General features: G+C 40.6%; 25 protein-coding genes and 1 tRNA gene. 5 read left to right on the top strand and 21 right to left on the bottom strand.

Annotated features, from left to right (window positions below; genetic code table 11):
- Positions 1 to 50 precede the first annotated feature (50 nt).
- The 3 genes from ezrA to SRA_RS03405 form a co-directional block, all read right to left on the bottom strand.
- Entirely contained in the window at positions 51 to 1,775 is a 1,725-nt protein-coding gene (gene ezrA / locus SRA_RS03415) for a septation ring formation regulator EzrA (protein WP_003087662.1), read from the bottom strand.
- Between the two features lie 93 nt (positions 1,776 to 1,868).
- Positions 1,869 to 3,821, bottom strand: coding sequence for a DNA topoisomerase (ATP-hydrolyzing) subunit B (gene gyrB / locus SRA_RS03410; RefSeq protein WP_003087660.1), 1,953 nt, complete (start codon positions 3,819 to 3,821; stop codon positions 1,869 to 1,871).
- Positions 3,822 to 3,832: 11 nt separating this feature from the next.
- Positions 3,833 to 4,393 (bottom strand): HAD-IA family hydrolase, encoded by a 561-nt coding sequence (locus SRA_RS03405; protein ID WP_003091246.1) that lies wholly within the window; start codon positions 4,391 to 4,393, stop codon positions 3,833 to 3,835.
- Between the two features lie 469 nt (positions 4,394 to 4,862).
- On the opposite strand from SRA_RS03405, the gene SRA_RS03400 reads away from it, so the two are divergent.
- A complete protein-coding gene (locus tag SRA_RS03400) occupies positions 4,863 to 6,065 on the top strand; it encodes an IS110 family RNA-guided transposase (protein WP_003086305.1) in 1,203 nt (400 codons plus the stop codon).
- A gap of 295 nt (positions 6,066 to 6,360) precedes the next feature.
- Here the strand turns inward: SRA_RS03400 and SRA_RS03395 are convergent, their stop codons facing one another.
- From SRA_RS03395 to add, 10 genes are all read right to left on the bottom strand, one after another.
- The gene (locus SRA_RS03395) at positions 6,361 to 7,623 is read right to left on the bottom strand and encodes an FtsW/RodA/SpoVE family cell cycle protein (protein WP_040840827.1); all 1,263 of its coding nucleotides are present in this window, start codon (positions 7,621 to 7,623) and stop codon (positions 6,361 to 6,363) included.
- A gap of 367 nt (positions 7,624 to 7,990) precedes the next feature.
- Positions 7,991 to 8,062, bottom strand: a tRNA-Arg gene (locus SRA_RS03390).
- A 128-nt stretch (positions 8,063 to 8,190) separates the two neighbouring features.
- Complete coding sequence (gene rplS, locus SRA_RS03385; protein WP_003087647.1) at positions 8,191 to 8,535, bottom strand: 50S ribosomal protein L19; 345 nt, start codon at positions 8,533 to 8,535, stop codon at positions 8,191 to 8,193.
- Between the two features lie 224 nt (positions 8,536 to 8,759).
- Complete coding sequence (locus SRA_RS03380; protein ID WP_003087645.1) at positions 8,760 to 9,995, bottom strand: voltage-gated chloride channel family protein; 1,236 nt, start codon at positions 9,993 to 9,995, stop codon at positions 8,760 to 8,762.
- A 34-nt stretch (positions 9,996 to 10,029) separates the two neighbouring features.
- Positions 10,030 to 11,247, bottom strand: a complete 1,218-nt coding sequence (locus SRA_RS03375) for a chloride channel protein (protein ID WP_003087643.1) — start codon at positions 11,245 to 11,247, stop codon at positions 10,030 to 10,032.
- The gene (locus SRA_RS03370) at positions 11,231 to 11,521 is read right to left on the bottom strand and encodes a chorismate mutase (RefSeq protein WP_003087641.1); all 291 of its coding nucleotides are present in this window, start codon (positions 11,519 to 11,521) and stop codon (positions 11,231 to 11,233) included. Before SRA_RS03370 ends, SRA_RS03375 begins: the two co-directional genes overlap by 17 nt.
- A 44-nt stretch (positions 11,522 to 11,565) precedes the next feature.
- The gene (locus tag SRA_RS03365; protein WP_003087640.1) at positions 11,566 to 12,243 is read right to left on the bottom strand and encodes a TVP38/TMEM64 family protein; all 678 of its coding nucleotides are present in this window, start codon (positions 12,241 to 12,243) and stop codon (positions 11,566 to 11,568) included.
- A 110-nt stretch (positions 12,244 to 12,353) separates the two neighbouring features.
- Positions 12,354 to 13,736, bottom strand: a complete 1,383-nt coding sequence (gene sufB / locus SRA_RS03360) for a Fe-S cluster assembly protein SufB (RefSeq protein ID WP_003087638.1) — start codon at positions 13,734 to 13,736, stop codon at positions 12,354 to 12,356.
- A 200-nt stretch (positions 13,737 to 13,936) separates the two neighbouring features.
- Positions 13,937 to 14,380 carry a flavodoxin gene (locus SRA_RS03355; protein ID WP_003087636.1) on the bottom strand — a complete coding sequence of 148 codons (444 nt, stop codon included), beginning with the start codon at positions 14,378 to 14,380 and terminating at the stop codon, positions 13,937 to 13,939.
- A 60-nt stretch (positions 14,381 to 14,440) separates the two neighbouring features.
- The gene (gene add, locus SRA_RS03350; RefSeq protein ID WP_126417919.1) at positions 14,441 to 15,490 is read right to left on the bottom strand and encodes an adenosine deaminase; all 1,050 of its coding nucleotides are present in this window, start codon (positions 15,488 to 15,490) and stop codon (positions 14,441 to 14,443) included.
- A 74-nt stretch (positions 15,491 to 15,564) separates the two neighbouring features.
- Here add and yghU point away from each other — a divergent pair, with 74 nt between their 5' ends.
- The 3 genes from yghU (at position 15,565) to SRA_RS03335 (ending at position 17,806) form a co-directional block, all read left to right on the top strand.
- Entirely contained in the window at positions 15,565 to 16,356 is a 792-nt protein-coding gene (yghU, locus tag SRA_RS03345) for a glutathione-dependent disulfide-bond oxidoreductase (RefSeq protein WP_003087633.1), read from the top strand.
- Positions 16,357 to 16,421: 65 nt separating this feature from the next.
- Entirely contained in the window at positions 16,422 to 16,853 is a 432-nt protein-coding gene (locus tag SRA_RS03340; protein WP_003087632.1) for a GNAT family N-acetyltransferase, read from the top strand.
- A gap of 20 nt (positions 16,854 to 16,873) precedes the next feature.
- Positions 16,874 to 17,806, top strand: coding sequence for a DHH family phosphoesterase (locus SRA_RS03335; RefSeq protein ID WP_003087631.1), 933 nt, complete (start codon positions 16,874 to 16,876; stop codon positions 17,804 to 17,806).
- A gap of 19 nt (positions 17,807 to 17,825) precedes the next feature.
- Here the strand turns inward: SRA_RS03335 and SRA_RS03330 are convergent, their stop codons facing one another.
- Positions 17,826 to 18,377 (bottom strand): GNAT family N-acetyltransferase, encoded by a 552-nt coding sequence (locus SRA_RS03330; RefSeq protein ID WP_003087630.1) that lies wholly within the window; start codon positions 18,375 to 18,377, stop codon positions 17,826 to 17,828.
- Between the two features lie 440 nt (positions 18,378 to 18,817).
- Between SRA_RS03330 and SRA_RS03325 the strand changes: the two genes are divergently transcribed.
- The gene (locus SRA_RS03325) at positions 18,818 to 19,060 is read left to right on the top strand and encodes a type B 50S ribosomal protein L31 (protein WP_003087628.1); all 243 of its coding nucleotides are present in this window, start codon (positions 18,818 to 18,820) and stop codon (positions 19,058 to 19,060) included.
- 51 nt (positions 19,061 to 19,111) lie between these two features.
- Here the strand turns inward: SRA_RS03325 and SRA_RS03320 are convergent, their stop codons facing one another.
- The 7 genes from SRA_RS03320 to SRA_RS03295 form a co-directional block, all read right to left on the bottom strand.
- Positions 19,112 to 19,417 (bottom strand): cupin domain-containing protein, encoded by a 306-nt coding sequence (locus SRA_RS03320; protein ID WP_003087626.1) that lies wholly within the window; start codon positions 19,415 to 19,417, stop codon positions 19,112 to 19,114.
- Positions 19,410 to 19,757 carry a cupin domain-containing protein gene (locus SRA_RS03315; RefSeq protein WP_003087625.1) on the bottom strand — a complete coding sequence of 116 codons (348 nt, stop codon included), beginning with the start codon at positions 19,755 to 19,757 and terminating at the stop codon, positions 19,410 to 19,412. Before SRA_RS03315 ends, SRA_RS03320 begins: the two co-directional genes overlap by 8 nt.
- 91 nt (positions 19,758 to 19,848) lie before the next feature.
- Positions 19,849 to 20,799: a zinc-binding dehydrogenase gene (locus SRA_RS03310; protein ID WP_003087623.1), complete on the bottom strand. Its 951-nt coding sequence runs from the start codon at positions 20,797 to 20,799 to the stop codon at positions 19,849 to 19,851.
- A 181-nt stretch (positions 20,800 to 20,980) separates the two neighbouring features.
- Positions 20,981 to 22,501, bottom strand: coding sequence for a metal ABC transporter solute-binding protein, Zn/Mn family (locus tag SRA_RS03305; RefSeq protein WP_003087621.1), 1,521 nt, complete (start codon positions 22,499 to 22,501; stop codon positions 20,981 to 20,983).
- A gap of 727 nt (positions 22,502 to 23,228) precedes the next feature.
- Positions 23,229 to 23,297, bottom strand: a complete 69-nt coding sequence (locus SRA_RS10555) for a hypothetical protein (RefSeq protein ID WP_404827216.1) — start codon at positions 23,295 to 23,297, stop codon at positions 23,229 to 23,231.
- Between the two features lie 131 nt (positions 23,298 to 23,428).
- Complete coding sequence (locus SRA_RS03300) at positions 23,429 to 23,809, bottom strand: hypothetical protein (RefSeq protein WP_003087619.1); 381 nt, start codon at positions 23,807 to 23,809, stop codon at positions 23,429 to 23,431.
- Positions 23,810 to 23,855: 46 nt separating this feature from the next.
- Complete coding sequence (locus SRA_RS03295; protein WP_003087617.1) at positions 23,856 to 24,278, bottom strand: MarR family winged helix-turn-helix transcriptional regulator; 423 nt, start codon at positions 24,276 to 24,278, stop codon at positions 23,856 to 23,858.
- Positions 24,279 to 24,466 lie beyond the last annotated feature (188 nt).

Here is a 24,466-nt window from a genome sequence, read left to right as displayed (position 1 = left end):
AAAGAGCCAAAAACACTGATTAGCCTTGCTAACCAGTGTTGTTAGTATTATTAAAAGCGAATGGTTTCACGCGTTTTTTCATAGGAAGAAACAAAGCGGTCTGTAACACCGGGCTCTACTGTTTCCAAAGCATAAGAAATTTCGTCAAAAGAACCTTGATAGTCGTACTCTTCTTCAAAGAGTTTAAGAGCAATATCAAAGCTTTCCTGAACATTTGGCTCAAAGCTGCGGTAGCGATTTGAGTATTGCAGGAGCTGCTCAGTCAATGTCGCATTTTGAACCACCCGATAAGCAGTTTCTTCCAAATTAGCAACAGCCGCTGTCGCTGCTTCTGTCAGACGGTTCACCGTTTCAATGTGGATACGGGCACGATTCAGTTCATCCATCAAGGCTTCCAGCTGAGCGCTGGTTGTAAAGAAAACACTTAAGAATTCCTGAGGAATACCAGGGAGATTGCGTTTCTCCATAAAGCGTTTGATGGCATGCAGCTGATTGATGTAGCCGTCCAATTTTTGACGGGATGTCTTTTCAACATTTTCAATATCTTTCAAACTGTTGAAAACGTCCAGCTGACCTTCTTCAACCAAATCAAGCTTCTTGATAGCACGGTCAAACTTATCTTCTAAAAGTGAGAACGGTTTTTCCTGCACATCAAAATTCTCAATAATCGGCAGCACATCTTTTTCAATCGTTGTCAAATCCTCATTGAAGTCACGAACGTTGATTTCTTCTTTCTCATTCAAGATATAGCGATGAGCCAGGCGTTCAATTTCTGCTTCCAGCTGCTCATTGTTCTTCTTGGCATGTTCTAAATAAGCCGGAATAATCTTCTTGCTCTTAACAATTTTCTTATGAGCCCTGATTTCACGCTCAAAGATATCATAGAGAGCGTCAATTTTTTCTTGAATGGATTCATTTTCTGACTCAGCCTTATCCAAGTCCAAAGAAACCAAGTCGTTAGAATTGCTGCCAATTGCTTCGCGAATTTCCTGAAAACGTTCTTCAATATTTTTCTCAGGAAAGTGATAATTTTCTTCCAATAACCGGCGATAGCCAGACTCCAAATCATCCAGCTGATCGGGGAAATCATCCTCCAATTTAGCAACAATGGCCGGAATTTTTTCAGTCATTTGCCCCAGTGCAATTGTGTGCTCTTCGGCACGGTCAAGAATTTCAGAGGCTTCTACAGGGTCGCCTGAAGAATTCAGAGTAACAAACTGTGAAAACTCAGCTTCAATATTTTTGAGCTGTTTCTCAATTTCAGGCATGGTAGTCCCAAAATTGCTATCCCCTTCTTCAACTGAAGCCTGCAGCTTTTCGTACATTTCAAGCGCATGCAAAACACGGGCGCTGTTTTTTTCTTCCTGCTCTTTTAAAACAGCAAGGGCCTCTCTAATTGCTTTAATATCCTCTTCCGCAAGATTCAGCTGGCTTTCAATACTGTTGATTTGATTGTGAGCACGGATAAAATTGAAAGTGTCATTTAAATTTTCTGCTTCAAAGATATGATTTTCAATATCGCTGAATGAGTTGAGGGATAAATCAACCCATTTTTGATTCCACTCACGAAAGGTCGTCTGACTCTGACCGATTAAATGGAGTTTCTTAACTTCTTCAATCTCATCATTGACAGGCAAATCAAAAAGATTTTGTTTGCGTTCTTCTAATTTTGTGATTAACGAATCATTTCGTTTTCTGATAATAATAGCAATCAGGTAGGCTGTAATAACTACCAGCACTATTGCCACTATCAGCAATACAATTCCGCTAGACATCTTAATCTCCTTAAATTGTCTTATTATTGTCAAAATAGGCTATAACGTTACGATTATAACATACTTCCAGCTGCTTTTCAAAAAAATCTTCGATTAAATGTCAAGCGTACTATAAACCGCATTTTCTTCAATAAATTCACGGCGAGGTTCAACACGATCCCCCATGAGCATGTCAAATATCTTATCGGCCTCAGCAGCATCGTCTACAGAGACACGGGCCATCAGGCGGTTATCCGGATTCATCGTCGTTTCCCACAGCTGATGGTCATCCATTTCTCCCAGGCCCTTGTAACGCTGAACGGTCGGCTTAGAGCGGCCCTGACTGTATTTTTCTAAAGCTTCCTGCAGCTTTTCTTCCTGATCATTGCCCGGCTGAATGTATTCCTTAATATCACTGCCAACCTTGACTCCATAAATCGGTGGCTGAGCAATATAAACATAGCCAGCCTCAAGGACAGGGCGCATGAAGCGGTAAATAAGCGTCAGAAGAAGCGTTCTGATATGGGCACCGTCAACATCGGCATCGGTCATGATAACCAATTTTTGATAGCGGGCCTTGGAGACATCAAAGTCTGCTCCAAAGCCTGTCCCCATAGCCGTAAAGAGACTTCTGATCTCGTCATTGGCTAAAATTTTATCCATGGTGGCCTTTTCGACATTGAGAATTTTGCCGCGAATAGGCAGAATTGCCTGAAATTCCCGATTGCGGCCGGACTTAGCAGAACCGCCTGCGGAATCCCCCTCTACGATAAAGAGCTCATTTTGCATAGGATCATTTGAGGAGCAGTCTGCCAGTTTGCCCGGCAAATTGGAAATTTCCAAACCAGACTTCTTGCGAGTCACTTCACGTGCCCGTTTAGCCGCAATCCGCGCTTTAGAAGCCAGTATCCCTTTTTCAACAATTTTTTTAGCCGTCTGCGGATTTTCCAATAAGAAACGGCTGAGAGCATCACTGAAAAGACGGTTGGTAATCTTAACCACCTCTGAATTGCCAAGCTTGGTCTTAGTCTGGCCTTCAAACTGCGGATTGGGATGCTTAACTGAGATAATAGCTGTCAGACCTTCGCGGACATCTTCCCCAGTCAAATTATCCTCATTTTCTTTGAGAATCTTATTTTTCTTAGCATAGTCATTGATGACACGGGTCAGGGCCGTACGGAAACCTTGTTCATGCGTTCCGCCTTCATGGGTATGGATGTTATTGGCAAAACTCATGATGTTTTCATGAAAACCGCTTGTATACTGCATGGCCACTTCAACCGTAATACCGTCCATTTCACCGTCCGTATAGATAGGGTGATTAAATATAACATCCTTATTTTCATTGATGAATTCCACATAGCTGACGATACCGCCCTCATAATGGAACTCCTCACTTTTTTCCTGACCAGGACGCTTGTCTGTAATCGAGATTCTCAAACCTTTATTCAAAAAGGCAAGTTCTTGAATACGTTTAGCCAGTTTGTCAAAATCAAATTCAGTGGTCTCCGTGAAAATTTCAGGGTCTGGTGTGAAATGAACAATCGTTCCGGTAATATCGGTATCACCAATCACTTTTAAATCATCAGCAACAACGCCGCGATAATACTCCTGAAAATGAATCTTGCCGTTCTTATGAACTCGAACATCTAATTGCGTTGACAGAGCATTAACAACAGATGAGCCAACACCATGGAGACCGCCAGATACCTTGTAACCGCCGCCGCCGAATTTCCCGCCGGCATGAAGGACCGTAAAGACCGTTTCAACTGCCGGACGGCCGGTTTTTTCCTGAATATCAACTGGAATGCCGCGGCCGTCATCAATAACCGTAATCGAATTATCTTCTTCAATAAATACCTGAATATGGCTGGCAAAACCTGCCAAAGCCTCGTCAATGGAATTATCAACAATTTCCCAGACAAGGTGATGAAGACCTTCTTTAGAAGTTGAACCGATATACATGCCCGGACGCATCCGCACAGCTTCCAGACCTTCCAGAACCTGGATCTGACTGGCATCATATTCTTGAGCTAACTGATCTAAACTTTTATTTTCTTCTGTCATTATCCTAACCTTTAATTTATGATTTCTATCAGAGATTGAGAACCGTCTGTCAGTACTGTATCAAAGCCAGCCGCCTGGCCGGCTTCGATATCAATCCTGCGGTCACCAATAACCAGCGCCTTTTTGATAGCATATTTTTTCTTGAGGTAAAGCATACTGGTGGGATCCGGCTTTCTGGCAAAGCCGCTGCTGCTGGTGACAACTTCTGTAAAAAAGGGAGCAATCCCTGTTTTTTCCAGAATATCCAAAACCTGATTATCTCGGTGAGAGACTAAAAAATTGCGGCTGCCGCTTGCTGCAATCTTCTCAAGAATTTCCTTGGCTCCTTTGAAAAGAATGGGATGTTCTAAAAATTTAGCCTCATTTTTCTTATAGGCTTTTAAAAAATCCGGCTGATTAGGCACAAAATAAGCAATCGCAGCATCTGTTGACTCACGCAGTTTGTCATAGACCTGCTGATAAGAGGCTAAAATCCCAAAATCTGCCAGAGTAACAGCAAAGGCCTTGGCTGACATGCCGTAATTATCAAGCAGCGTTCCGCCTAAATCCCAGATATAATCCTGATAATTCATATCTTTCATTGTAACATATTTTTAAGATTTTTGACAGTTAGGACCGCAAGAAAAACTAGGATAAATACATGAAATGCAGCATTTTCAGCGGGAAAAGAACCTTTTATAAAATTCAGGATATCGCTTTTTCAAAAATAACAATGTTCTTTTTCTAGACAAATTAACTTGGCTGTTTTAGAGACCACAAAAAGATTTTTATACAATCATTGAGCAGCTACACAATAAAAACATACTAAGATTAGTAGTGAGGAAATCTCCAACGGGAGAAAGTACTCACTGCTTTTTCTTTATGTTAAAGTAGAGGTGTCTTGTTAAGTCGTGGGTGCTTTTGACGCTAGACGTCGCAATAAAAACTGGCAAGACACCTGTTTTAGGAAGAATGTTATCAAAGTATGTGGGGCGCCAGACGTCGCGTATTGAAAATGACATCACTAAAACAAGGAATCATTCAAGACAAAGAGGTAATAGCATGCGAGTAGTATTTGGGATTGACGTGAGTAAGGTAAGTTCAGAAGTGGCTATTCTAGTCAACGGCGAGAAGGTTCATGGCTATACCATGCCCAATGATGCCATTGGCTTTGCTCGGCTACTTGGCGATTTGAAAACCGTCCACAAGCCAGAAATCATCTTTGAAGCAACAGGTGTCTACTCTCGCCGTCTCCAAGCTTTTCTAGAAGATAATGGCTATGCTTACACACGACTTAATCCCTTAGAAGCTAAGAAGCAACTGGATAGCTTGCGTGTGCGTAAAACCGATCAAATTGACGCTGAAAAACTGGCTCAATCTCAATTTGTGCTGAATCGTAAACCGACTTATGTCCAAGAAGAAGTCTACCAAAACTTGCGGGATCTCAGCCGTTTCTATCAGAATCTGACTGAGGACATTGTTCGGGCCAAAAATCGTCTGCACAAGGTTTTGCAAGTCACTTTCCCAGAGTTGGAAAATATCTTGGCAACACCAACTGGGGAACAATACTGGAAATTGGTCATGACTTTTCCTTGTAAGGAGTTGGTCTTAGATAGGGATGGCAATGAACTCTTAGATAGTATTCGGCAATCCACTTCAAAACGCATTTCTGACAAGCGTGTGGTTTACTTAGCAGAGAAGCTGACAGCACTAGCCAATCAGTCTTATTGTGCCGTTAAGAAAACCTCTCCAATGTTCGAAGAGATCCGTTACTATGCACAAGAATTACTCAGACTTTCTGAAAAGAGACAAACAATCTTAGACGAAATGGTGGAACTAGCTCAATCCTTACCAGAATATGAGATCCTTCTCTCTATTCCTGGTATCGCTGAAACAACTGCAACAAGCATTATTGGTGAACTCGGTGACATTCGTCGGTTTCATTCTGCCAATCAAATCAACGCCTTTATCGGCATTGATCTTAGGCACTATGAATCTGGAAACTTTTTGGCACAGGAACATATTACCAAACGCGGCAACCCTTATGCCAGAAAGATTCTTTTCAAATGCATTCACAATATCGCTTCAGCCAGTCACACCAATCCTTGCCATATCGCAGACTTTTATGAGAAACGAAAAAGACAATCGCAAACGACTTCAACTAAGCCGCACACGATTGCCTCCATACATCGTCTCATTCGGACAATGTATTACCTCATAACGCATAACAAACTTTACGATTATACTTCAACCCAAAATCAATAAAGGGGTTATGCACTATTATTGTAACACCTTATCAAAAAAATCACAAAATAAGGTGTTGGTTTAGTGTACACTTTTTAGATTTAAACAACTTAAAAAGATACAGTAGACTTTAAACATCTACTATATCTTTAAAAAATAGTTCTCAAAACCGTTGATAGACTTGACAAATGGTAGAAAAAAATAGTTCTCAAAACCGTTGATAGACTTGACAAATGGTAGAAAAGCACCGTTTACATAAAAACGATACTTTTTAAACAAGATTTCATGATAAAAGCTCTGATAGAACAAGTCTGATTTAAGCCTTAGAGGCTTTTTTAGCTTCTGTTTTTTTCTTAGGATATTTAAAGTGTTTTTCCATTGCTCTTTCCTGATTAAGGCTGTTTTGGTAAGACATCGAAAGCACCAAACCGACACCGATTAAGTTTGAAATCAGGGAACTTCCGCCCTGAGAAATAAAGGGCAGCGGAATACCAGTTAAAGGCAAAATTCCAACGGCTGCTCCAATATTTTCAAAAATATGAAAGAGAATCATCATGATAAAGCCAGTTGAAATATAAGTATAAAACAAATTATTAGAAGCAAAAGTTACACGCAGCATGCGGTAAATCAAAATCAAATACAGAGCTAAAACGATGCTGCCGCCGATAAAGCCAAAATTCTCAGCAATGACTGTAAAAATCATATCGCTTTCACGCACAGGAACAGGCAAATCAACAACATTGACCCCCTTGCCAAACAAACCGCCGCTGCCGATAGAAATCATCCCTTGCGTCTGCTGATAGGCAATGCTGCCAGCATAATCAAAGGGATTTAACCAAGCTGACAGACGATTAATCTGATAAGTATCCATGCCCATATGATGATAAAGAAATTCTTTTCCTCCCGGCACCAAAAAGACAACCATGAAGAGCGCAACTATAAGGATCACTGCTCCTGCGACCGGCAAAATAATCTGCCAGGAAATGCCAGCGATGAGAACCAGACCCACTAAAATAGCCATAAAGACCATAGCCGTTCCCAAATCTTTCTGTAAAGCCAGCAAAACCATAATCGGCAAGGTTAAAAGGGCGAACCACAGCAACAGCTTGCCATCTTCCCGCAAATCCTTTTCTCCGTCCTTATATTTCTGCTTAAAGCTGACGGTCAGGTGTGCCAGAATTAAAATATAAGAAATCTTCATGAATTCAGAAGGCTGAAAGAGCGTGACTGAGCCAATGGAAACCCAGTTTTTAGCGCCAGTTGAAGCCACTAGCTCCGGGCTGTAAAAAATCAAGGGTAAAATCATCAGGACAAGGCCTAAACCATATAAATACGGTGTGATTTTCCAAAGAAATTCTGTGCTAAAAAGCATGACAACAAAACTAATGACGCCTCCTATAACCAGCCAAATCAGCTGCTGTCCCATCACAAAAGCAATCTTACTGGGATAGTCATGAATCGTTGCAGTATAGACGGAGTACAGTCCAATCAGCACTAAAAAGAAGACTGGTAAAATCAGAGAATAATCAACTCGACTGTCAATAGGTTTTTTTTCGTTGCCATGCTTGCTCCTAAGAATGTTATAGAAAACATTATATCATTTTTATAACTTCATCGTGTCTTAAAAGCTAAAATCCTCTAAACAAAGATTAAAATAATCATTGAATAAGTCAAATCACTTTTCTTCCCTGCATTTGCCTGTCAATTCTCTGAAACTTGACAATGATCTTTGTTTTAACTGCTTGCTTACCAATGACGAATCTAAAAATGATATACTAAAAAGCCCTTTACTGCAGGCAGATTCCTGATGGCTGCCGTCCAAAAAGGCTTAGTGTTATTGTACATAAAAAACTTTTTATCCCAAAAATTAAAACGGCTTATTTCAATAGTCAGCATCGCTTAAAGGCTGTAAAATCAGCGAAACTACTCTCATCAAAATTCCAAAATATCCCCTGCCGGAATCGAACCAGCAACTGCTTCTTAGGAGGAAGATGTTATATCCATTTAACTAAGGGGACCAATTAACTCTTTCTATTGTACCCTAGACAAAAAAGGAATGCAAGCCTTATTTGCCGGATCAAGAATAGTCCTGTGAATTTTGAAAATTTAAAAAGGCCTCTCTAACAAAGACCTTTCTAAATTATTTTTACTGACGTTCTTTGATACGTGCAGCCTTACCTTGCAATGCGCGCAGGTAGTAAAGTTTAGCACGACGCACTTTACCGTGACGAACAACTTCGATTTTTTCAACACGCGGTGTGTGAATAGGGAAAGTACGTTCAACTCCGACACCGCTTGAAATCTTACGAACAGTGTACATTTCTGAAATGCCTTGACCTTTGCGAGAAATAACAACCCCTTCAAAGATCTGGATACGTTCGCGGTTTCCTTCGACAACCTTGGCATGAACACGAACAGTGTCACCAGGACGGAAACTTGGAATATCAGTGCGAAGCTGACCTTCAGTCAAACTTTGGATTAATGGATTCATTTTTTCTTCTCCTTATCTTACTAATCATGAGAGCTTTCTGTCCCAGCGGATTAGCCGTTTTTGTGCGTCCATTACACACAAAAAATATTGTAACAAAATCTACGGCAGCTGTAAAGTAAAATATTACAAAAGCTCCAGCCTTGATTTTTAATAGTCTTATTAAATGCCTAGTAGCAAAAACATTCTGCAATACACTTTATTATCTTCATCTGAAAGAATAAATTTCACTGCTTTGCTGAATGTTCTCTAATCCTCTGAAGCGCATAGATGGACTGCCTGCGGTTTACAACATAGGCAAAGGTTGCTGCGATAAAGTAGGCTGGCAAATTCTGATAGCCAAAAACCTCTCCTCCAATAAAAATCGGTGCTAAATAAGTATTAGTGGCACTGCCAAAAACGCTGATATAACCTAAAGCCGCAACCAGCTCAGCCGGCAGGTTAAAGAAACCGGCTAAGAAAACTCCTAGGGAAGAACCAATTGCAAATAAGGGCGTCACCTCACCGCCTTGAAAGCCAGCAGATAAGGTCAGAACGGTTAAAATTAATTTTAACAGCCAATCATAAACATAAATTTGCTGGCCAGAAAAACTGGCCGCAATCAAATTGGTTCCCAGCCCCGAATAACGTCCCTGATGAAGGCTGAGAAACAGAATACTTAACACTATTCCAGTCACTAAGATCCTCAAGCAGGGGTTGGGAAACAGCCGCGCTTGCAGCTGTTTAATTCTTGCTAGGAGATAGGCAAAAAGATTTCCGGCCAAACCAAAGAAAAGACCGAGAACAAGCAATTCTATAAAGAGTTTTGGGGTCAGCGAAAGAGTCTCAGAAATCACATGAGAAAATTTTTCCAGTCCGAGACTGTGTGAAGTCAGACTTGCAGTAAAAGAGGCAACAGTCATTGGCACCAAGGCACTAAGACTAAGATTGCCGACAATCAATACTTCTAGGGCAAATAGAATCGCAGCCATCGGTGTTTGAAAGAGACCTGCAAAGCCAGCTGCCATTCCGGTAAGGAGAAAAATACGCGATTTATTAGGAAAGTGAAAAAAGCGGCTGAACCAATGAGAAACTGCTCCTCCCAGCTGTACCGCAACACCTTCGCGGCCGGCACTGCCGCCAAACAAATGGGTCAGCCAAGTTGTTGCAACAGCCATCGGCACTAACCGCTTGGGAATCGTTTTTTCCTCGTCAAAACCAACCTCAAACAACAGACCCATGCCCTTGCTGCTTTTACCGCCGATACTGCGATAAGCATAGACAATCGCTAAGCCAATAAGTCCTAAAAAGGGCAAGAAATACCAAGGATGTGCTGTTCTGACAGCAGTCAAATACAAAAGAACACGGCCAAATACAGCATCAATCGCTCCTACAATACCGCCTATAAGGATTCCCATTAAAGCCAGCAAAATCAAAACTGAATAAGGGAGTTCCTTAGCTTCCTGAAGTTTCTTTTCCGTCATCCCATCTCCTTTTTAAAAAGATACTAAGCCTTTCTCAAATCTTTGAGCTTGTTTTTTGGGCACCGTAAACGCTGATACGTTTTTTTATAATACTGGCAAAACAAACGACAATAAACAAATAAGGAATGTTATCAAAGCCGAAAATTTCACCGCCAATAAAAATCGGTGCCAAAAAAGTTCCCGTTCCGCTGCCAAAAACACTGGCATAGCCAAGAGCTGCAACAAAGTCTGCCGGCAAATGAAATAAAGGCGCAAGCACTGCACCAAGGGTTGCTCCGATTGTAAACATAGGCATTACTTCACCGCCTTGATAGCCTGCAGACAGGGTTAGAACTGTTAAAATCAGCTTAAAAAACCAATCGAAAGGATAGACATTGCCGTCCTTTGAAAAACTGGCTGCAATCAGGTCTGTACTCAAACCAGAATAGCGTCCCATACCCAGCACAATCAATAATACACTGAGCAGCAGCCCTATTATCATTATGCGCTGGTAGGGTCTTCTAAAGCGCAGAACCAAGGCTAGCTTGGTTCTTCTTAATAAATAGGCAAAAAGAGTTCCTGTCAGCCCAAACAATATGCCCAAAAGCGCAAATTTTAAAAACAGCAGAGGATTGAGCTCCATATTTACCTCTATTGAGCGGGTAAATTTTTTCAATCCTAATAAATGCGAAGTATAGCTGGCAGTATAAGCAGCCAGACAGGTAGGCAAAAGCGCAGCCAGCTCTAAGCGGCCGATAACAAGAACTTCAAGGGCAAAAAGTATAGCTGCTATGGGCGTTTGAAAGAGTCCTGCAAAACCTGCTGCAATTCCGATAATCAAAAAGCTTCTTGAAGATTCTTTAAATGAAAAAATAGGAGAAAAGGCATGAGATAAGGCTGCCCCTATCTGGACAGCCACTCCTTCACGGCCGGCACTGCCGCCAAACAGATGGGTCAGCCAGGTTGAAAAAATAGCTAAAGGCACTAATCTTTTAGGAATAGCCTTTTCCCTCTCATCAGCGACATCAAAAACCAACCCCATTCCCTTAATACTTTTGCCGCCAAAATGATCATAAAGAAAAACAATCAAAAGACCGGACAGGGACAAAAAAGGAATGAGGAATAAAAAATGACTGTCCCGAAATACGGTCAAGGCATTCAAAACAACACCAAAAATCATGTCAACAACGCCGACTAGCAGGCCTACAAGAATAGCTGCTGCTGATACCAGCAATAGGCGACCGTTTTTCTTCAAATCAAGAAAGGCTTCCATCTGCATCCTCTCCCAATGCTTTTATCTGATAATCTCTTGAATGTTTGAGAATATCAACAAAGGTCGCTAAAATAGCTGGACGGTAAGCCTCATTGGCAACTAATGCGGCTATTCTTTGCAGCAGGAGCTGCTCACGTTCGGGATCCAGCACTGCCTTGCCGGTTGCTTTTTTATAGGCAGCAACCTGGCTGACCAAATCCATGCGCTTTTCTAAACAAGAAACTAATTCCCTGTCAATAGCATCAATCTGCTCTCTAATATCTTGTAAATCCATCATCTACTCCTTTGCTTCATTATAGCAAAAAAAAGGCCTTGCTTCTAGCCTTTCTTTTGTTCAAAACTTTTATAAACAATCAAACAAACAAGAACAACAGCAACAATGAAAAGGAGCTGTTTCACATTCCCCTGCATAAGGGCATGGCCGCCGAAAGCATAGAGAACACTGGCCGGAGTCACTCCCAATACCAGACAAAACAGCCAGCGTTGCCAAGATATCTTGGTATCAAGAACTGTATAATCCACTAAAAAAGATGGAATAAAAGGAATCATATAGCCCAGTGCCAAAGCCAGATAAGGATTTTTGAGCTGTGTCAGTTTATCCAACCGCTCATTTAATTTGCTGTCTTTTTCTGTCAAATTGATACGGGCCATGACCTGAATCAGGAAAAAATGGCCCAGCATATTGCCACTGATATTCATCAAGCTTCCCAGCCAAGGTCCAAAAACCAGTCCGTTAAAAACAGACAGGACAGAGCTGGACAAAAATGGAAGGGCAGACGTCAGGCTGGTTAAAAGCGTTAAAATGACAAAATTAAGTACGTTTTCTGAACGAAACTGCTGTTCAAAAGCTTTAACAGCCCTTTGAGGATTTAAAAGCAGCAGCCAGCGATCCCAATAGCGATAAAGAACAAAGGCAAGATAGGCAGCTGTCATTACCAGACCCAGCCAAAGAAAGAAGCGGCTGATTTGCTTGTATTTTACAGATATTTTTTTCATAGTTGATTTCTTCTCACACTAAGGCTCAAAGGTAAATTGGGCAGGTGTGTTTATCCAATCCTTCTTTTATTCGGCTTGCTGCTTTAAAGAGTAAGCAGCATTAAAGTCTGTCAGCCGACCGAACCTTCCATGCTCATATTGATGAGTGCATTTAATTCCACGGCGTATTCCATCGGCAGCTCTTTGGTGATGGGATCCATAAAGCCATTAATAATCATAGCAGTCGCTTCTTCTTCACTGATACCACGGCTCATAATGTAATAAAGCTGTTCTTCAGACACTTTAGAAACCTTGGCTTCATGCTCCAAAGAAACATCTGAATTATGAATTTCATTGAAAGGAATCGTATCTGAACTGGACTCACCGTCCATCAAAATGGTATCACATTCAATATGCGACTTGGAGCCTGCACTGTTTTTCCCAAACTTTACAGTCCCACGGTAATCCGTTTTACCGCCATCTTTAGCGACTGACTTGGAAATCAGAGTACTGGAAGTCCTAGGAGCATTATGATAAACCTTACAGCCAGCGTCCAGATGCTGGCCGTAATTGGCAAAGGACATGGATAGAACAGATGTTCTGGCATGCGGACCATTTAAAATCGAACAAGGATATTTCATATTGACCTTACTGCCAAGATTGCCATCAATCCATTCCAAAGTTCCGTTTTCTTCTACTGTTCCTCTTTCGGTAACAAGGTTATAGACATTATCGGACCAATTTTGAATAGTGGTGTAGCGAAAAGAAGCATCACGCTTAACAATAATTTCCACAGTAGCCGCATGCAAACTATTGGTTGAATATGTTGGAGCCGTACAGCCCTCAATATATTGAATGGAGGCACCTTCTTCAAGAATGATGAGTGAACGTTCAAATTGACCGGCATTTTCACCGTTAATGCGAAAATAAGTTTGAACAGGAATCTGACATTGGACACCTTTAGGAACATAGATGAAAGTTCCGCCCGACCAGACAGCACCGTTTAGAGCTGCAAATTTATGCTCAGCAGGCGAAACAACCGTCGCAAAATACTTTCTCACAAGGTCAGGATATTCCTGCAAGGCTGTATCTGTATCCGTAAAAATAATGCCCAGTTTTTCAAATTCTTCCTTCATATTATGGTAAACTACTTCTGACTCATACTGAGCCACGGCACCTGATAAGAACTGCTGCTCTGCATTTGGAATCCCCAAACGTTCAAAGGTTTTTTTAATTTCATCAGGAACATCATCCCAGCTTCTGGAAGGCTGACCGCTGAGTTTTTGATAATAAATGACATCATCAAAATTAATACCGGATAAATCTGGGCCCCATTTAGGCATGGGTAATTTATAAAAAAGTTCCAAACAGCGCAAACGATAATCTAACATCCACTGAGGTTCATTTTTAACCTCAGAAATATTACGGACAACTTCTTCTGTCAGTCCCTTACCTGTTGAGTAAAGAGGCTTAACATCATCATGAAAGCCAAAAGCATAATCTCTATTCTTCAATCGATCTCACCTCACATCTAAAAGTAAATCTGTTTAGTATTGAAAAAACTCGCTTTCATTTTCATTATACTCTTTTTCTTACGAAAATTCAGGCCTGCAACCCTCCAATGCTGCATTAGCAATAATAAAAAAGCCGCAAGCCGATCCTTAACAGTGACATGTTAATTCCTAAATCAGCTCACAGCCTCAGTATATCTTATCTAGCCGACCTTACTAGAAATCTCTTCTGCAAAACGTTCCAGATTGTCAATATCTTCATCTTCTGCTGCCAAATCAACCTTGACAGAATCAGCTCCTTTTGTGGCACCCGTTCCTTCAAAGGCCAATTCAAAATCATCGACAGATTTGCAAAAATCATCGTAGAAAGTATCACCAGAACCAACAACACCGTAAATCTTACCTGAAAGGTCAAGGTCTTGCAGATCTTCATAGAAATCTACAATCTCATCAGGAAGATCACCGTCACCATAAGTATAGCTGGCTACAATTGCAATATCGGCATCCTGAAATTCATCGGCATCTACTGTCGTACACTCATCCACATCAACCGTGTGTCCTAATTCCTCTAATTTCTGAGCAACAATATCAGCAATTTCCTCCGTATTTCCTGTCATACTAGCAAAAACAATCTTAGCGAAAGCCATAATACCCTCCAAAATAATAGTAACTTGATTATATCATAGTTTTTTGACTTTTAAAATATTTTAATCAATCTCTTGATAAGCTGCTGCCAAGGCAGATAAAAGCTCTGACTTTTCAATTTCAGAGGCAAAAGAAGCCTCAATGGCAATCTGATTAAAGCGATAAAAATCTGCCAGACTGGTTCTGAAATAGTCCGCAAACAGCTGATATTCCTTTGTTAAATTAGTATTGGAAACAGTGCGGTTATCAGTATTAATCGTTATTTTTGCACCAGCTTTATAGAGTTCTTGATAGGGAAAATCTGCTAGAGACTTGGCCGCCTTAGTTTGAAGATTGCTAGTCAAGCATAGCTCTGCTGTCACCTCATTCTTAACAAAGTCTGCTATCAATTCCGGATGATCATGGATAGCTGTGACATGCCCCAAACGTTTGAGCCCCAAGGCTATTGACTGAGCAATATGGCTAGGACAGCCGCACTCGCCAGCATGAAAGGTCATAGGTCGATCTAAATTCTGTGTATAGCGGATGAGCTCAGCTATATCTGCCGGCGGAAAATCATGCTCATTGCCGGCAAAGTCAAAACCAGCATAGTCCAATCCTTCTGCAGCACTAATCTGTTTAAAAATATCTTTTGTTAGCTGCTGAGACGACTGCCTCATACCACAGATCAAGGCCTTAGCGACAATACCAAAGTCAGCCTGAGCCTGTCTCAAGCCCTCTTCTACCGCCTCCACCGTCTGAACAGCCGTCAAACCTTTGTCCATAGACAGCTCAGGTGCAAATCGAATCTCAATATAAATGACATTTTCAGCAGCAGCCTGTTTGGCCACATCATAGGCAGCCAAACGAAGAGCCTCCGTGGTCTGCAGCAGCGGACGAATAAAGTCAAAGGTCTTTAAATAGTCAAGTAAACTTTCAGAGTTTTCAGGAACCGTTACTAATTTTGCAAGTTCGCTATCTGACTCAGGCAGCGCTATATCTGCCATTCTAGCTAATTCTCGAATAGCCTCAAATGATAAAGAACCATCTAAATGACAGTGCAGCTCAGTCTTTGCCAAATCATGTAAAATGTTTTTCATTATCAGACTCCAATTTCTATTGCTATCTATCATAACATATTTCAGTTGCTTTTCTCATTTTTCTGTGCTATATTTTGAAAATATCTTAGCATTTGAAAGGAGAAATTATGTCTCACTATATCCCGCCAAAAGTTTGGTCTGATGAGGAAAGCAATCAAGGAAAATTTTCTGGCATCAACCGTCCGACTGCTGGCAGCCGTTTCGACCAAAAACTACCTCAAGGTGACAAGCCGCTGCAGGTTTATTCTTTAGGCACACCTAACGGTATTAAAGTAACTATTATGCTGGAAGAACTGCGCGAGCTTGGTGTCAAAGAAGCGGATTATGACCTCTTCAAAATTTCCATCATGGAGGGCGACCAATTTGGTTCTGATTTCGTTGCCATCAACCCCAACTCTAAAATTCCAGCTCTTTTGGATAAGTCTCAGGAACCGAGCATCCGTGTCTTTGAATCTGGCTCTATTTTGCTTTATTTAGCTGATAAATTTGGACACTTCATTCCTAAAGATTGGGCGCAAAGAACAGAAGTTCTTAATTGGCTCTTTTGGCAAATGGGGGCAGCTCCCTTTGTCGGTGGCGGTTTCGGTCATTTTTTCAACTATGCTCCTGAAAAATTAGAATATCCCATCAATCGCTTTACGATGGAAACCAAGCGTCAGCTAGACTTATTGGATAAGGAATTAGCTGATAAGTCCTACATTGCCGGAGAAGACTATACCATCGCTGATATAGCTGTCTGGTCTTGGTATGGCCGTTTAGCACAGGATGCCCTTTACGAGGGAGCCTATGAATTTCTCGCTTTAGACACCTACCAACACTTACTAGACTGGACGCAAAGAATCGCTCAGCGTCCTGCTGTTAAGCGGGCTTTGAAAGCTGATTATAAAGCCATCACATAAGGAAAACCCAATCCTGTTTGAGGACTGGGTTTTTCATGCTATAATAGTGCCATGGAGGTTTTATTATGTGGAAACTAAAAACATTTGATGAATTGTCCACACATGAATTATTTGCTATCTACAAGGTACGTACAGATATCTTCGTGGTTGAACAAAATTGTGCCTACCCCGAAGTTGATGACAAGGATTTGACTGCCCTTCATTTGTTTTTGGAAAATGGCCAAGCTGTTTCTGCTTATTGTCGTATTATTCCAAATAATGAGCTTGTTCAAATTGGACGCGTTTTAGTTAGTCCAGAAAATAGGAAAAAAGGACTAGCAAAAGAGCTTGTCACTAAAGCACTCAGTATCTGTCAAAAAACATTTCCAAACCAGCCTATTTACATTCAGGCTCAGGCATATCTAAAATCTTTTTATGCCTCCTTTGGTTTCCAGCCTAGCTCTCAAGAATATTTAGAAGACGGTATTCCTCATATTGACATGAAGTTAAAGAAATAAAATAACTATAAGGACAAAACATGACTTTATTCGAACAAATTCTAGAAAAAATTAAAACTTATGATACCATCATCATCCACCGTCATATGAAGCCTGATCCTGATGCCCTAGGCAGTCAGGTTGGCTTAAAAGAAATTATCAAAACCAATTTCCCCCAAAAAACCGTTAAAGCAACTGGTTTTGATGAACCAAGTCTTGCCTGGCTGACGCAGATGGATTCCGTTCAGGATGAGGATTATCACGGTGCTCTTGTTATTATTGTTGACACTGCCAATCGGCCTCGGATTGATGACAAACGTTATGGCCAAGGAGCATTTCAGATTAAGATTGATCACCATCCAGACGAAGACCAATATGGCGATATTTCTCTCGTTGATACAAGTGCTTCAAGCGCCAGTGAAATCATTGCTGATTTTGCCTTGTCACATCAGCTCAAGCTCTCTGATTCGGCTGCACGTCTTCTCTATGCCGGTATTGTCGGAGATACCGGACGCTTTCTCTATCCTGCCACAAGCGCCAAAACCTTAGCAATCGCCAGTGAACTTCGGAAATATGACTTTGACTTTGCGACTATGGTTCGGCAGATGGACTCGTTCCCCTATAAAGTGGCTAAATTGCAGGCTTATGTCTTTGACCATCTTGAAATTGATGCACATGGAGCAGCGCGTGTCACCCTTACACAGGATCTGATGAAAGAATATGAACTAACCGATGCAGAAACATCCGCCATTGTCGGAAGTCCAGGAAAAATCGACAGTGTGGAAGCCTGGGCCATTTTTGTGGAACAGCCGGACGGCCATTACCGCGTGCGCCTGCGCAGCAAGTCTACCGTCATCAATGAAGTTGCCAAAAGACATGCCGGCGGCGGCCATCCCTTAGCTAGCGGTGCGAACTCTTATTCTCTCGACGAGAATGAAGACATTTACAAGGAATTACAGAAAGCACTCATTTAAAGAAACAAACAGGCGGTTGTCAGCAACCGCCTGTTCTTAATTGGTGATAGTCTTCTTCTAAGATCGCCATCAAGATTAGGTCGGCATAATTTTCTCCGTCTAAGATGGCGTGACGCAGGCGTCCTTCCTCTTTAAAGCCTACTTTTCTATACATGGCCTGTGCAGCTTGATTGTAAGAGAAAACCTCAAGTGACAGACGGTGAAGGTTTAGTTCTTGGAAAGCGAAATCCAGCGCAAAATTGGTCGCCCAGCTTCCTATGCCGCGATGGCGATAGGCTTGTGAAAACAAGAGAATCCTAAAATTAGCCTGCCTTACTTCTTGGTCAATCTCGTTGATGACCACCTCCCCGATGATACGCCCTTGGGGATTTAAGATGGCAAAATCAAAGCGGCTGCTGTCCTGACTGATCTTATTCAGATAAGCTCTGATCTCCTCCTTTGAAAAATCGGCAGTCCCTCCAGTAAAATAGACAACAGCTGGATCTAAAGGATGAAAACCTTCTTCATAATACATTTCTAAATCGTCTGCCCTTAAGGGGCGAATGGCAAAACCATCTTTTCTTGTAAACATCTAAATCCTCCTCTATTACCTTGTCAAAAGACTAGCTCTGTCTGGACGCTCAAGGCAAGCCTAATGTCCTGATTGCTAATCCCTTAAAAGTTGCTTGGTTCTTTCCTCTCTTTGCGATACTGTCACTAATCTTTAATTTATAGGGATTAAGGAGGCTGATTTGCCCATCTCTATATAAGCTTTGTTCATGGGTATCCGTGAATAATCTTCTATATCAGCCAATTTCAGATGCTATCTCTCAAACATTGCTACTATTATAGCTTATCTGGCCCCCTATTAGCAATAAGACCATCAAAGAAGTCGAACAAAGTGTTCCAAGAAGGGCGGCCAAGCAAAAAAATCCTATAAAAGACTTGCCAATTGGGCAAAGTTTTGCTAGACTAGAATAGTTGATTAACTATGGCTCGAAAAGGGCTATGGCAGAAAGGAAATTTTTTAAAATGAGAAAAGATATTCATCCAGAATACCGTCCAGTTGTCTTCATGGATACTTCAACTGGCTATCAGTTCCTCAGCGGTTCAACTAAGACTTCAAATGAAACCGTTGAATTCGAAGGTGAAACATACCCACTCATCCGTGTGGAAATTTCATCTGATTCACACCCATTCTACACAGGACGTCAAAAATTCACTCAAGCAGACGGACGTGTCGATCGTTTCAACAAAAAATACGGTCTCAAATAAGAAAGAAAAACCTTGCTTTGTCAAGGTTTTTTGTTTGTTCAGCTGTTTTCGTTATTCCCCTTCTATCTGCAACAGCTTAGTATCTTTAAGCGCATAGAGATTGTGTACTTGATTGGCAGCAATGCTAATCAAGCCTTGATGATTAAGAATATGCTTCTCTCCCGCTATTTCCACTTGCAAACTGCCTTCTAAAACCTGTATCAATTTGCATAATTTACTGCTTTCATTACTAATGGACTCACCAGCTGGCATGGCATAGAGAGTGATGGGATTATTCATTCCCAATTTCTTGGTTAAAGAGCGGCTGGCAATTTGCCCGTCATGGTATTTTACTAGCTCTAAAAGATTATCAATCATGGTCCACCTCTGGTTTTACAACAACTAGCAGCATTTGAAAGGCTTCTTTTGCATAAAGGCTGTGCGGAATACCCGCCGGCATAACAATAGTCTGGCCAGCAGCTACTTCAAAGACATCTTCATCAATAGTAATTTCTGCCAGACCGCTTAAAACATTAACCATGGCATCACCAGGTGATGAGTGGCGGCTGATCTCCTGATCCTTATCCAGTGAGAAAAGTGTCATTCCCAGTTCCTTCCGCTGTACCAGTGTTTTACTAAGCATCTGCTCTTCTTCAATCGGAACTTCTTTTTTTAAATCTAATACCTTGCTAGGCTGAAGTTTTTCAATATAAACCATTTTTTCCTCTTTCTTTTTACAGCCGATCTCTACTATAGGTTACAAACTGCAAGACAGGCTGAGTTTTTCCTGTTTTGCGGGCTCAGAAGCCCTAATTTAAAACAATAACCTTACCAAAACCCGCTGCGCTTTCAATATAAGCATGGGCTTTGCTAATGTCCTCTAGTTTAAAAGTCCTCTCAACACGAATCGGAACTTGGAATTTAGTCACATAATCCAGCATTTCCTGTAGCTTTTTTCGGTCAACATTACCAGAGTAAAAACTTGTCAGATAACTGTTGTGCTTTAATTCCATAATCGGATCGAAGTCTTCCAGATACCAGCGGCCGCCCAGCTGACCATTGGAGCAGACAATCCCCTGCTCGTTAATATGATCAAAAGAATCTTTGACAGAGGCCGGCCCGATTAACTCTAAAATTTTATCAAAGCTCAAATCCGTTTGTAAAACATTGTTTTCATCCAAAATAATCTCATCGTAGCCCAAGTTTAATAAAACAGCCTCTTTTTCTAGATGGCGGCTGCTGCCGAAAACCTTATTTTGAGGAAACTGTGCCTTAATCAGACCAAGCATGGCCAGACCAACACCAGACGATGCTCCCCGTATCAGAGTCACATCTCCTGCTTTAATTTGCAGGTTTTTAAAAGCACCGTAGGCAGTATAATAAGTTTCAGGCAGAGCAGCTAACTTTTCTATCGGCAAATCCGTTTTAACAGGATAAATCTGCTCATCCGGCAGAAGTGTGTATTCTGCATAAGAACCATCAAAATCGCGCCCCATTTCTCCCATGATAGAAATAATCTGCTGGTTAGCCTTTAGATAGGGAGACCGTGTCTGAACAACCTCTCCGATACATTCAATTCCCAAAATTCTGGGAAAGGTAACACTGGGAGACAGCCCTTGCCTTGTGAAAATTTCTGAATGGTTGATACCAAAGCCTAAAACCTTGATGAGACTCCACCCTGCTTTGAGTTTAGGGAGCGGCCTATCCTCGATGACAAAAGCATCCGGACCACCAGCTTTATAAACAACTGCTGCTTTCATAAGCACTCCTTTCTTCATTACTGCTATTATAAGAAATAGCAGGATTATTTGCAAACGTTTACTCATCTAAATAGCAACAGCCCTTTTCATCATTTCTCAATGACTCACAAAAAATAAAGCAGCCGCTTCATCTTAAAATTGTCGGCTGCTTTGCTTTTTTCTTGATTTTAACAGGCTGTCTTTAGTGAGCCACAATTTCCTGAGCAATTTCTTGACCGCTTAATTTACTTGGATAGTAGGTTGGCCAGTTTTCCAGTTCTTCCAGCAGCTTATCCTGGCTTTCACTGCCCCAGAACAGATGGAAATGCTCTGCCTTTTGAGGTTTGATGTCATGGTCGCTAAATTGAATGTATTTGAAGGAGCCAACATTCTTTGCCTTTGTTTCAAAAAGATAGCGAACACCGCGATTTCCTTTTGAATACTTGAGAATCTTGTAACCAACATATTTATAGGTATACTTATAATCCTTGCCTTTTTGGGTAAAGGTAACTGTATTTTTCTTGCCATCAATAACAATCTTGTCAACATCTGTCTTGTAGCCTTTAGTGTAATAAGCCTTATATTCCTGCGCAGTCATATCTTTTTTAGACTTGGCCTTATAATCCCAAACACTATCCAAACTGCCGTCTTTTAAATAAGGATAAACTGACTGCCACTTACCCGTCCAATCGGAAAGTTTGCGATCTTTCACATTCTTATCCTTAAAGTAGCCATTAGCAACAGTCTTGCTGTTATCTGTTTCAGGCTTAATAGCCTTGCCGGCTGTATCTGTCGTTTTTTGGAGAGCTTTTAGATTGCGCCGCATGACAGAAAAATAATTTTCGCCAGCCACCATCTGCTTTTTTGTCAGACTTTCCAAAGGGCTCAGTACAGCCGTTTTGACACCAGCTTCATCAGCCAAGGTTTTGGAAACGGCTGAAGAGGCATTTTCTTCAAAATAAATATAGTTAATGCCGTACTCTTTAACATATTTAGAAAGTTCTGCCAAACGTTTAGCTGAAGGTTCAGATTCAGCTGTTAAGCCTGTAATCGGAATTTGAGTCAAGCCATAATCAAGGGCCAAGTAGCCAAAAGCTGCATGCTGTGTGACAAAAGATTTTTGTTTTGCATTGGTGAGGACTTCTGAGTACTCCTTGTCCAAGGACTGAAGTTTTTCAATATAGTTTGCTGCATTTTTCTTGAAGACTTCAGCACGACGAGGAAAACTTTTAGAGAGATCATCACGAATATTTTCCACCAACTTAATAGCACGTTTTGGTGACAGCCAAACGTGAGGATCATAAGCATGATGATGCCCTTTATGACCATGTTCTCCTTCCTCTGCCACTCCTGGCGCTAAAACCATATTACCTGTTGCTTTGACAAATGGTACCTTTTTAGTATTAATCGTTTTTTTAACAGATTTGACCCAAGTTTCCATGCTGTCAGAATCGTAGACAAAGGCGTCAGCATCCTGAATTTTGCTAATATCTCTGGTTGACGGTTCAAAGTCATGGACTTCTGTTCCCGCTTTGATTAAGAGAGAGACCTGCCCTTGATTGCCAACAATATTTTTTGTAAATTCATACATGGGATAAAAGGTAGTAACGACAGCTATCTTGCCATCGGTTTTCTTGCTTTCTTTCTGATTCATTAAAAATGTGACAGCTGCCAGTAATATAGACATGAGCAGTGATATGATGATAACAGGTTTTTTCTTCATCTAAATCTCCTTTTTTGTTAACCAGTTAATTATTTACTGGTTAAGTATAGCACATTTAAAAATTTTTGCAAGCTTTTTAGCTAAATTTTCGTCTGAAAAGATAATGGTTCCATGTTTTCACCCCTTTCTTTGGATTGAAAGAAAGGGAGCTTTGCTCCTTTCAACTTGAAGACAAAGTCTTTTGTGAGACTTTCCTTAGGTGATGCGGACGGCAGCGACTTCCTTCGGAATTCCATGCCTAAGATTTGAGCCTAAGGTCTCAAATCTTCCGAGTGGCAGAAACAATGGGGTTTCTGCCACTTTTATCACGGCGGAAAGTCTCGGATTAAGGATCGCTTCGCTCGCAAACCAAAGCCATTTAATCGATATTTGAAGAACTTCAAAGCATGTTTGCATTGAAAAATGTGTTTGTCTACACTCTGAAGGGAGCTTTGCCCCTTTATCTCCTTTTACTCTTAGTCCTGGCGTGAAAAGGGAATTTGTTGCATTGACGGTCGGTCAAAAAATTTTAGATAAATAAAAAAAGCACAAACAGATTGCTCTCTGTTTATGCAGTGTTTGCTTATATATTATTTGTGAAGGTAAAAAACACGGAGGCTTCTTTTGTATGGATAATGGTGTTTTATGTTCGTAAGTAAACGCCGTATAAAATCGGCTTATAATATATATTTTTCATGATAATTCTCCTACTAAAGATAGCCGGCAACATAAGATTTTATATCTTACATTATCGGCTTTGCTTCTTTGTGTCCAGCTCTTTAATTATTGTAGTTTTGAACTCTTTTATATTGACCAAAGTTTCTAATTTACACTTAGGACAGTAAAGGTGAAATTAATTATCTCTGTATCGCCTCTTATTTCAAGCCTGTTTTATTTTTACATATAGGGCATAAAAACCATTTTGTCATAACTTTTATGACCAGCTGCTTATAATTTTAAAATAGTGAACATAACGAATATGATTCCCAAAACTACACTTATCCGAGCAGGTATATGTTTTTTCCCATATAATAAGGCTTGCACTATACACATAATCAGCATTCCAAAGGAAAATAGATTGGATAATATTATCTTTATGGAAAAATCTTTACTTATTGTGTAGCTGGCAAGAAGAGCAATTATTCCGAGAATTACTGATGATACTATTTTGACAAGCCATGCCTTGTCAGTCGCATATACCGGAAAATCACCATGAAATTTTTTGGCAATTTTCAAACCCTTTCCTCTGCCTAAATTGATTAGAAAAAATGTATTTGCTGTTAGCTCAATTATTCCAACTATGAGCATAACCCATATTGTAAGTTTCATTTTATGCACCTCCAATTAAATTGTATGCAGAAACTAATACTTTGTCCTATTTCTCACAATTTTTTGTAATTGTATGCAAGCATTTAATAAATAGTTTCAGTTCATCATTGGTTAGTCCTTGTATTGCCAAATTATTAACTTCATCAGCCTTTTGTGCTATTTTCTCTAAAATAACTGAAGCCTTGGGAGAAATCTTCACCTTATAGCTTCTGCGGTCCTCTTTTGATAGTGCTTTTGTTACAAGACCCTTTAACGTGAGTTTTTCAATCACAGCTCCGCATGTTGCTCTGTCAGTATTCAGCTTATCTGAAATCTCTGCTTGCGATAAATTATCTTCACAAGCTAATAGTTTTAAGACTGCCCATTGCGAGGAAGTAATATCAAATGCTTTCAGCTCCGCATCTAAACGCCTTTTCATCAATTTGGCACTCGTATTCAGAATAAATCCTAGCGAATTTTGAATTTCCATTGTATCTCTCCATTTATAATATGCATACATATAGTTTGTATACATATTATAAGACAAAAAACAAAAAAGTCAATTTAAGCAGTGATTACATCACAGTGCCTAAATGACCTTTTTGAAAGGTATAATTTTATCCATTCGTCAATTGAAATAAAACCATCCAAATACTCCAAGCAGCAGCTGTTAAGAAG

The sequence above is a fragment of the Streptococcus ratti FA-1 = DSM 20564 genome (assembly GCF_000286075.1).
Lineage (GTDB): Bacteria > Bacillota > Bacilli > Lactobacillales > Streptococcaceae > Streptococcus > Streptococcus ratti.
Note: the sequence above shows the minus strand (reverse complement) of the source record. Positions and strands in the feature narration are given on the sequence as shown.

Excerpts from the sequence above, each read along its gene's own strand:
- SRA_RS03380 (WP_003087645.1), bottom strand. The coding sequence starts at position 9,995 with ATGACGGAAAAGAAACTTCAGGAAGCTAAGGAACTCCCTTATTCAGTT.
- SRA_RS03325 (WP_003087628.1), top strand. The coding sequence starts at position 18,818 with ATGAGAAAAGATATTCATCCAGAATACCGTCCAGTTGTCTTCATGGAT.
- SRA_RS03300 (WP_003087619.1), bottom strand. The coding sequence starts at position 23,809 with ATGAAACTTACAATATGGGTTATGCTCATAGTTGGAATAATTGAGCTA.
- SRA_RS03365 (WP_003087640.1), bottom strand. The coding sequence starts at position 12,243 with ATGAAAAAAATATCTGTAAAATACAAGCAAATCAGCCGCTTCTTTCTT.
- SRA_RS03355 (WP_003087636.1), bottom strand. The coding sequence starts at position 14,380 with ATGGCTTTCGCTAAGATTGTTTTTGCTAGTATGACAGGAAATACGGAG.
- SRA_RS03320 (WP_003087626.1), bottom strand. The coding sequence starts at position 19,417 with ATGATTGATAATCTTTTAGAGCTAGTAAAATACCATGACGGGCAAATT.
- SRA_RS03310 (WP_003087623.1), bottom strand. The coding sequence starts at position 20,799 with ATGAAAGCAGCAGTTGTTTATAAAGCTGGTGGTCCGGATGCTTTTGTC.
- SRA_RS03375 (WP_003087643.1), bottom strand. The coding sequence starts at position 11,247 with ATGGAAGCCTTTCTTGATTTGAAGAAAAACGGTCGCCTATTGCTGGTA.
- SRA_RS03370 (WP_003087641.1), bottom strand. The coding sequence starts at position 11,521 with ATGGATTTACAAGATATTAGAGAGCAGATTGATGCTATTGACAGGGAA.
- SRA_RS03340 (WP_003087632.1), top strand. The coding sequence starts at position 16,422 with ATGTGGAAACTAAAAACATTTGATGAATTGTCCACACATGAATTATTT.
- SRA_RS03305 (WP_003087621.1), bottom strand. The coding sequence starts at position 22,501 with ATGAAGAAAAAACCTGTTATCATCATATCACTGCTCATGTCTATATTA.
- SRA_RS03295 (WP_003087617.1), bottom strand. The coding sequence starts at position 24,278 with ATGGAAATTCAAAATTCGCTAGGATTTATTCTGAATACGAGTGCCAAA.
- gyrB (WP_003087660.1), bottom strand. The coding sequence starts at position 3,821 with ATGACAGAAGAAAATAAAAGTTTAGATCAGTTAGCTCAAGAATATGAT.
- SRA_RS03315 (WP_003087625.1), bottom strand. The coding sequence starts at position 19,757 with ATGGTTTATATTGAAAAACTTCAGCCTAGCAAGGTATTAGATTTAAAA.
- SRA_RS03335 (WP_003087631.1), top strand. The coding sequence starts at position 16,874 with ATGACTTTATTCGAACAAATTCTAGAAAAAATTAAAACTTATGATACC.
- ezrA (WP_003087662.1), bottom strand. The coding sequence starts at position 1,775 with ATGTCTAGCGGAATTGTATTGCTGATAGTGGCAATAGTGCTGGTAGTT.
- yghU (WP_003087633.1), top strand. The coding sequence starts at position 15,565 with ATGTCTCACTATATCCCGCCAAAAGTTTGGTCTGATGAGGAAAGCAAT.
- SRA_RS03405 (WP_003091246.1), bottom strand. The coding sequence starts at position 4,393 with ATGAATTATCAGGATTATATCTGGGATTTAGGCGGAACGCTGCTTGAT.
- add (WP_126417919.1), bottom strand. The coding sequence starts at position 15,490 with ATGATAGATAGCAATAGAAATTGGAGTCTGATAATGAAAAACATTTTA.
- SRA_RS03400 (WP_003086305.1), top strand. The coding sequence starts at position 4,863 with ATGCGAGTAGTATTTGGGATTGACGTGAGTAAGGTAAGTTCAGAAGTG.
- rplS (WP_003087647.1), bottom strand. The coding sequence starts at position 8,535 with ATGAATCCATTAATCCAAAGTTTGACTGAAGGTCAGCTTCGCACTGAT.
- SRA_RS03330 (WP_003087630.1), bottom strand. The coding sequence starts at position 18,377 with ATGTTTACAAGAAAAGATGGTTTTGCCATTCGCCCCTTAAGGGCAGAC.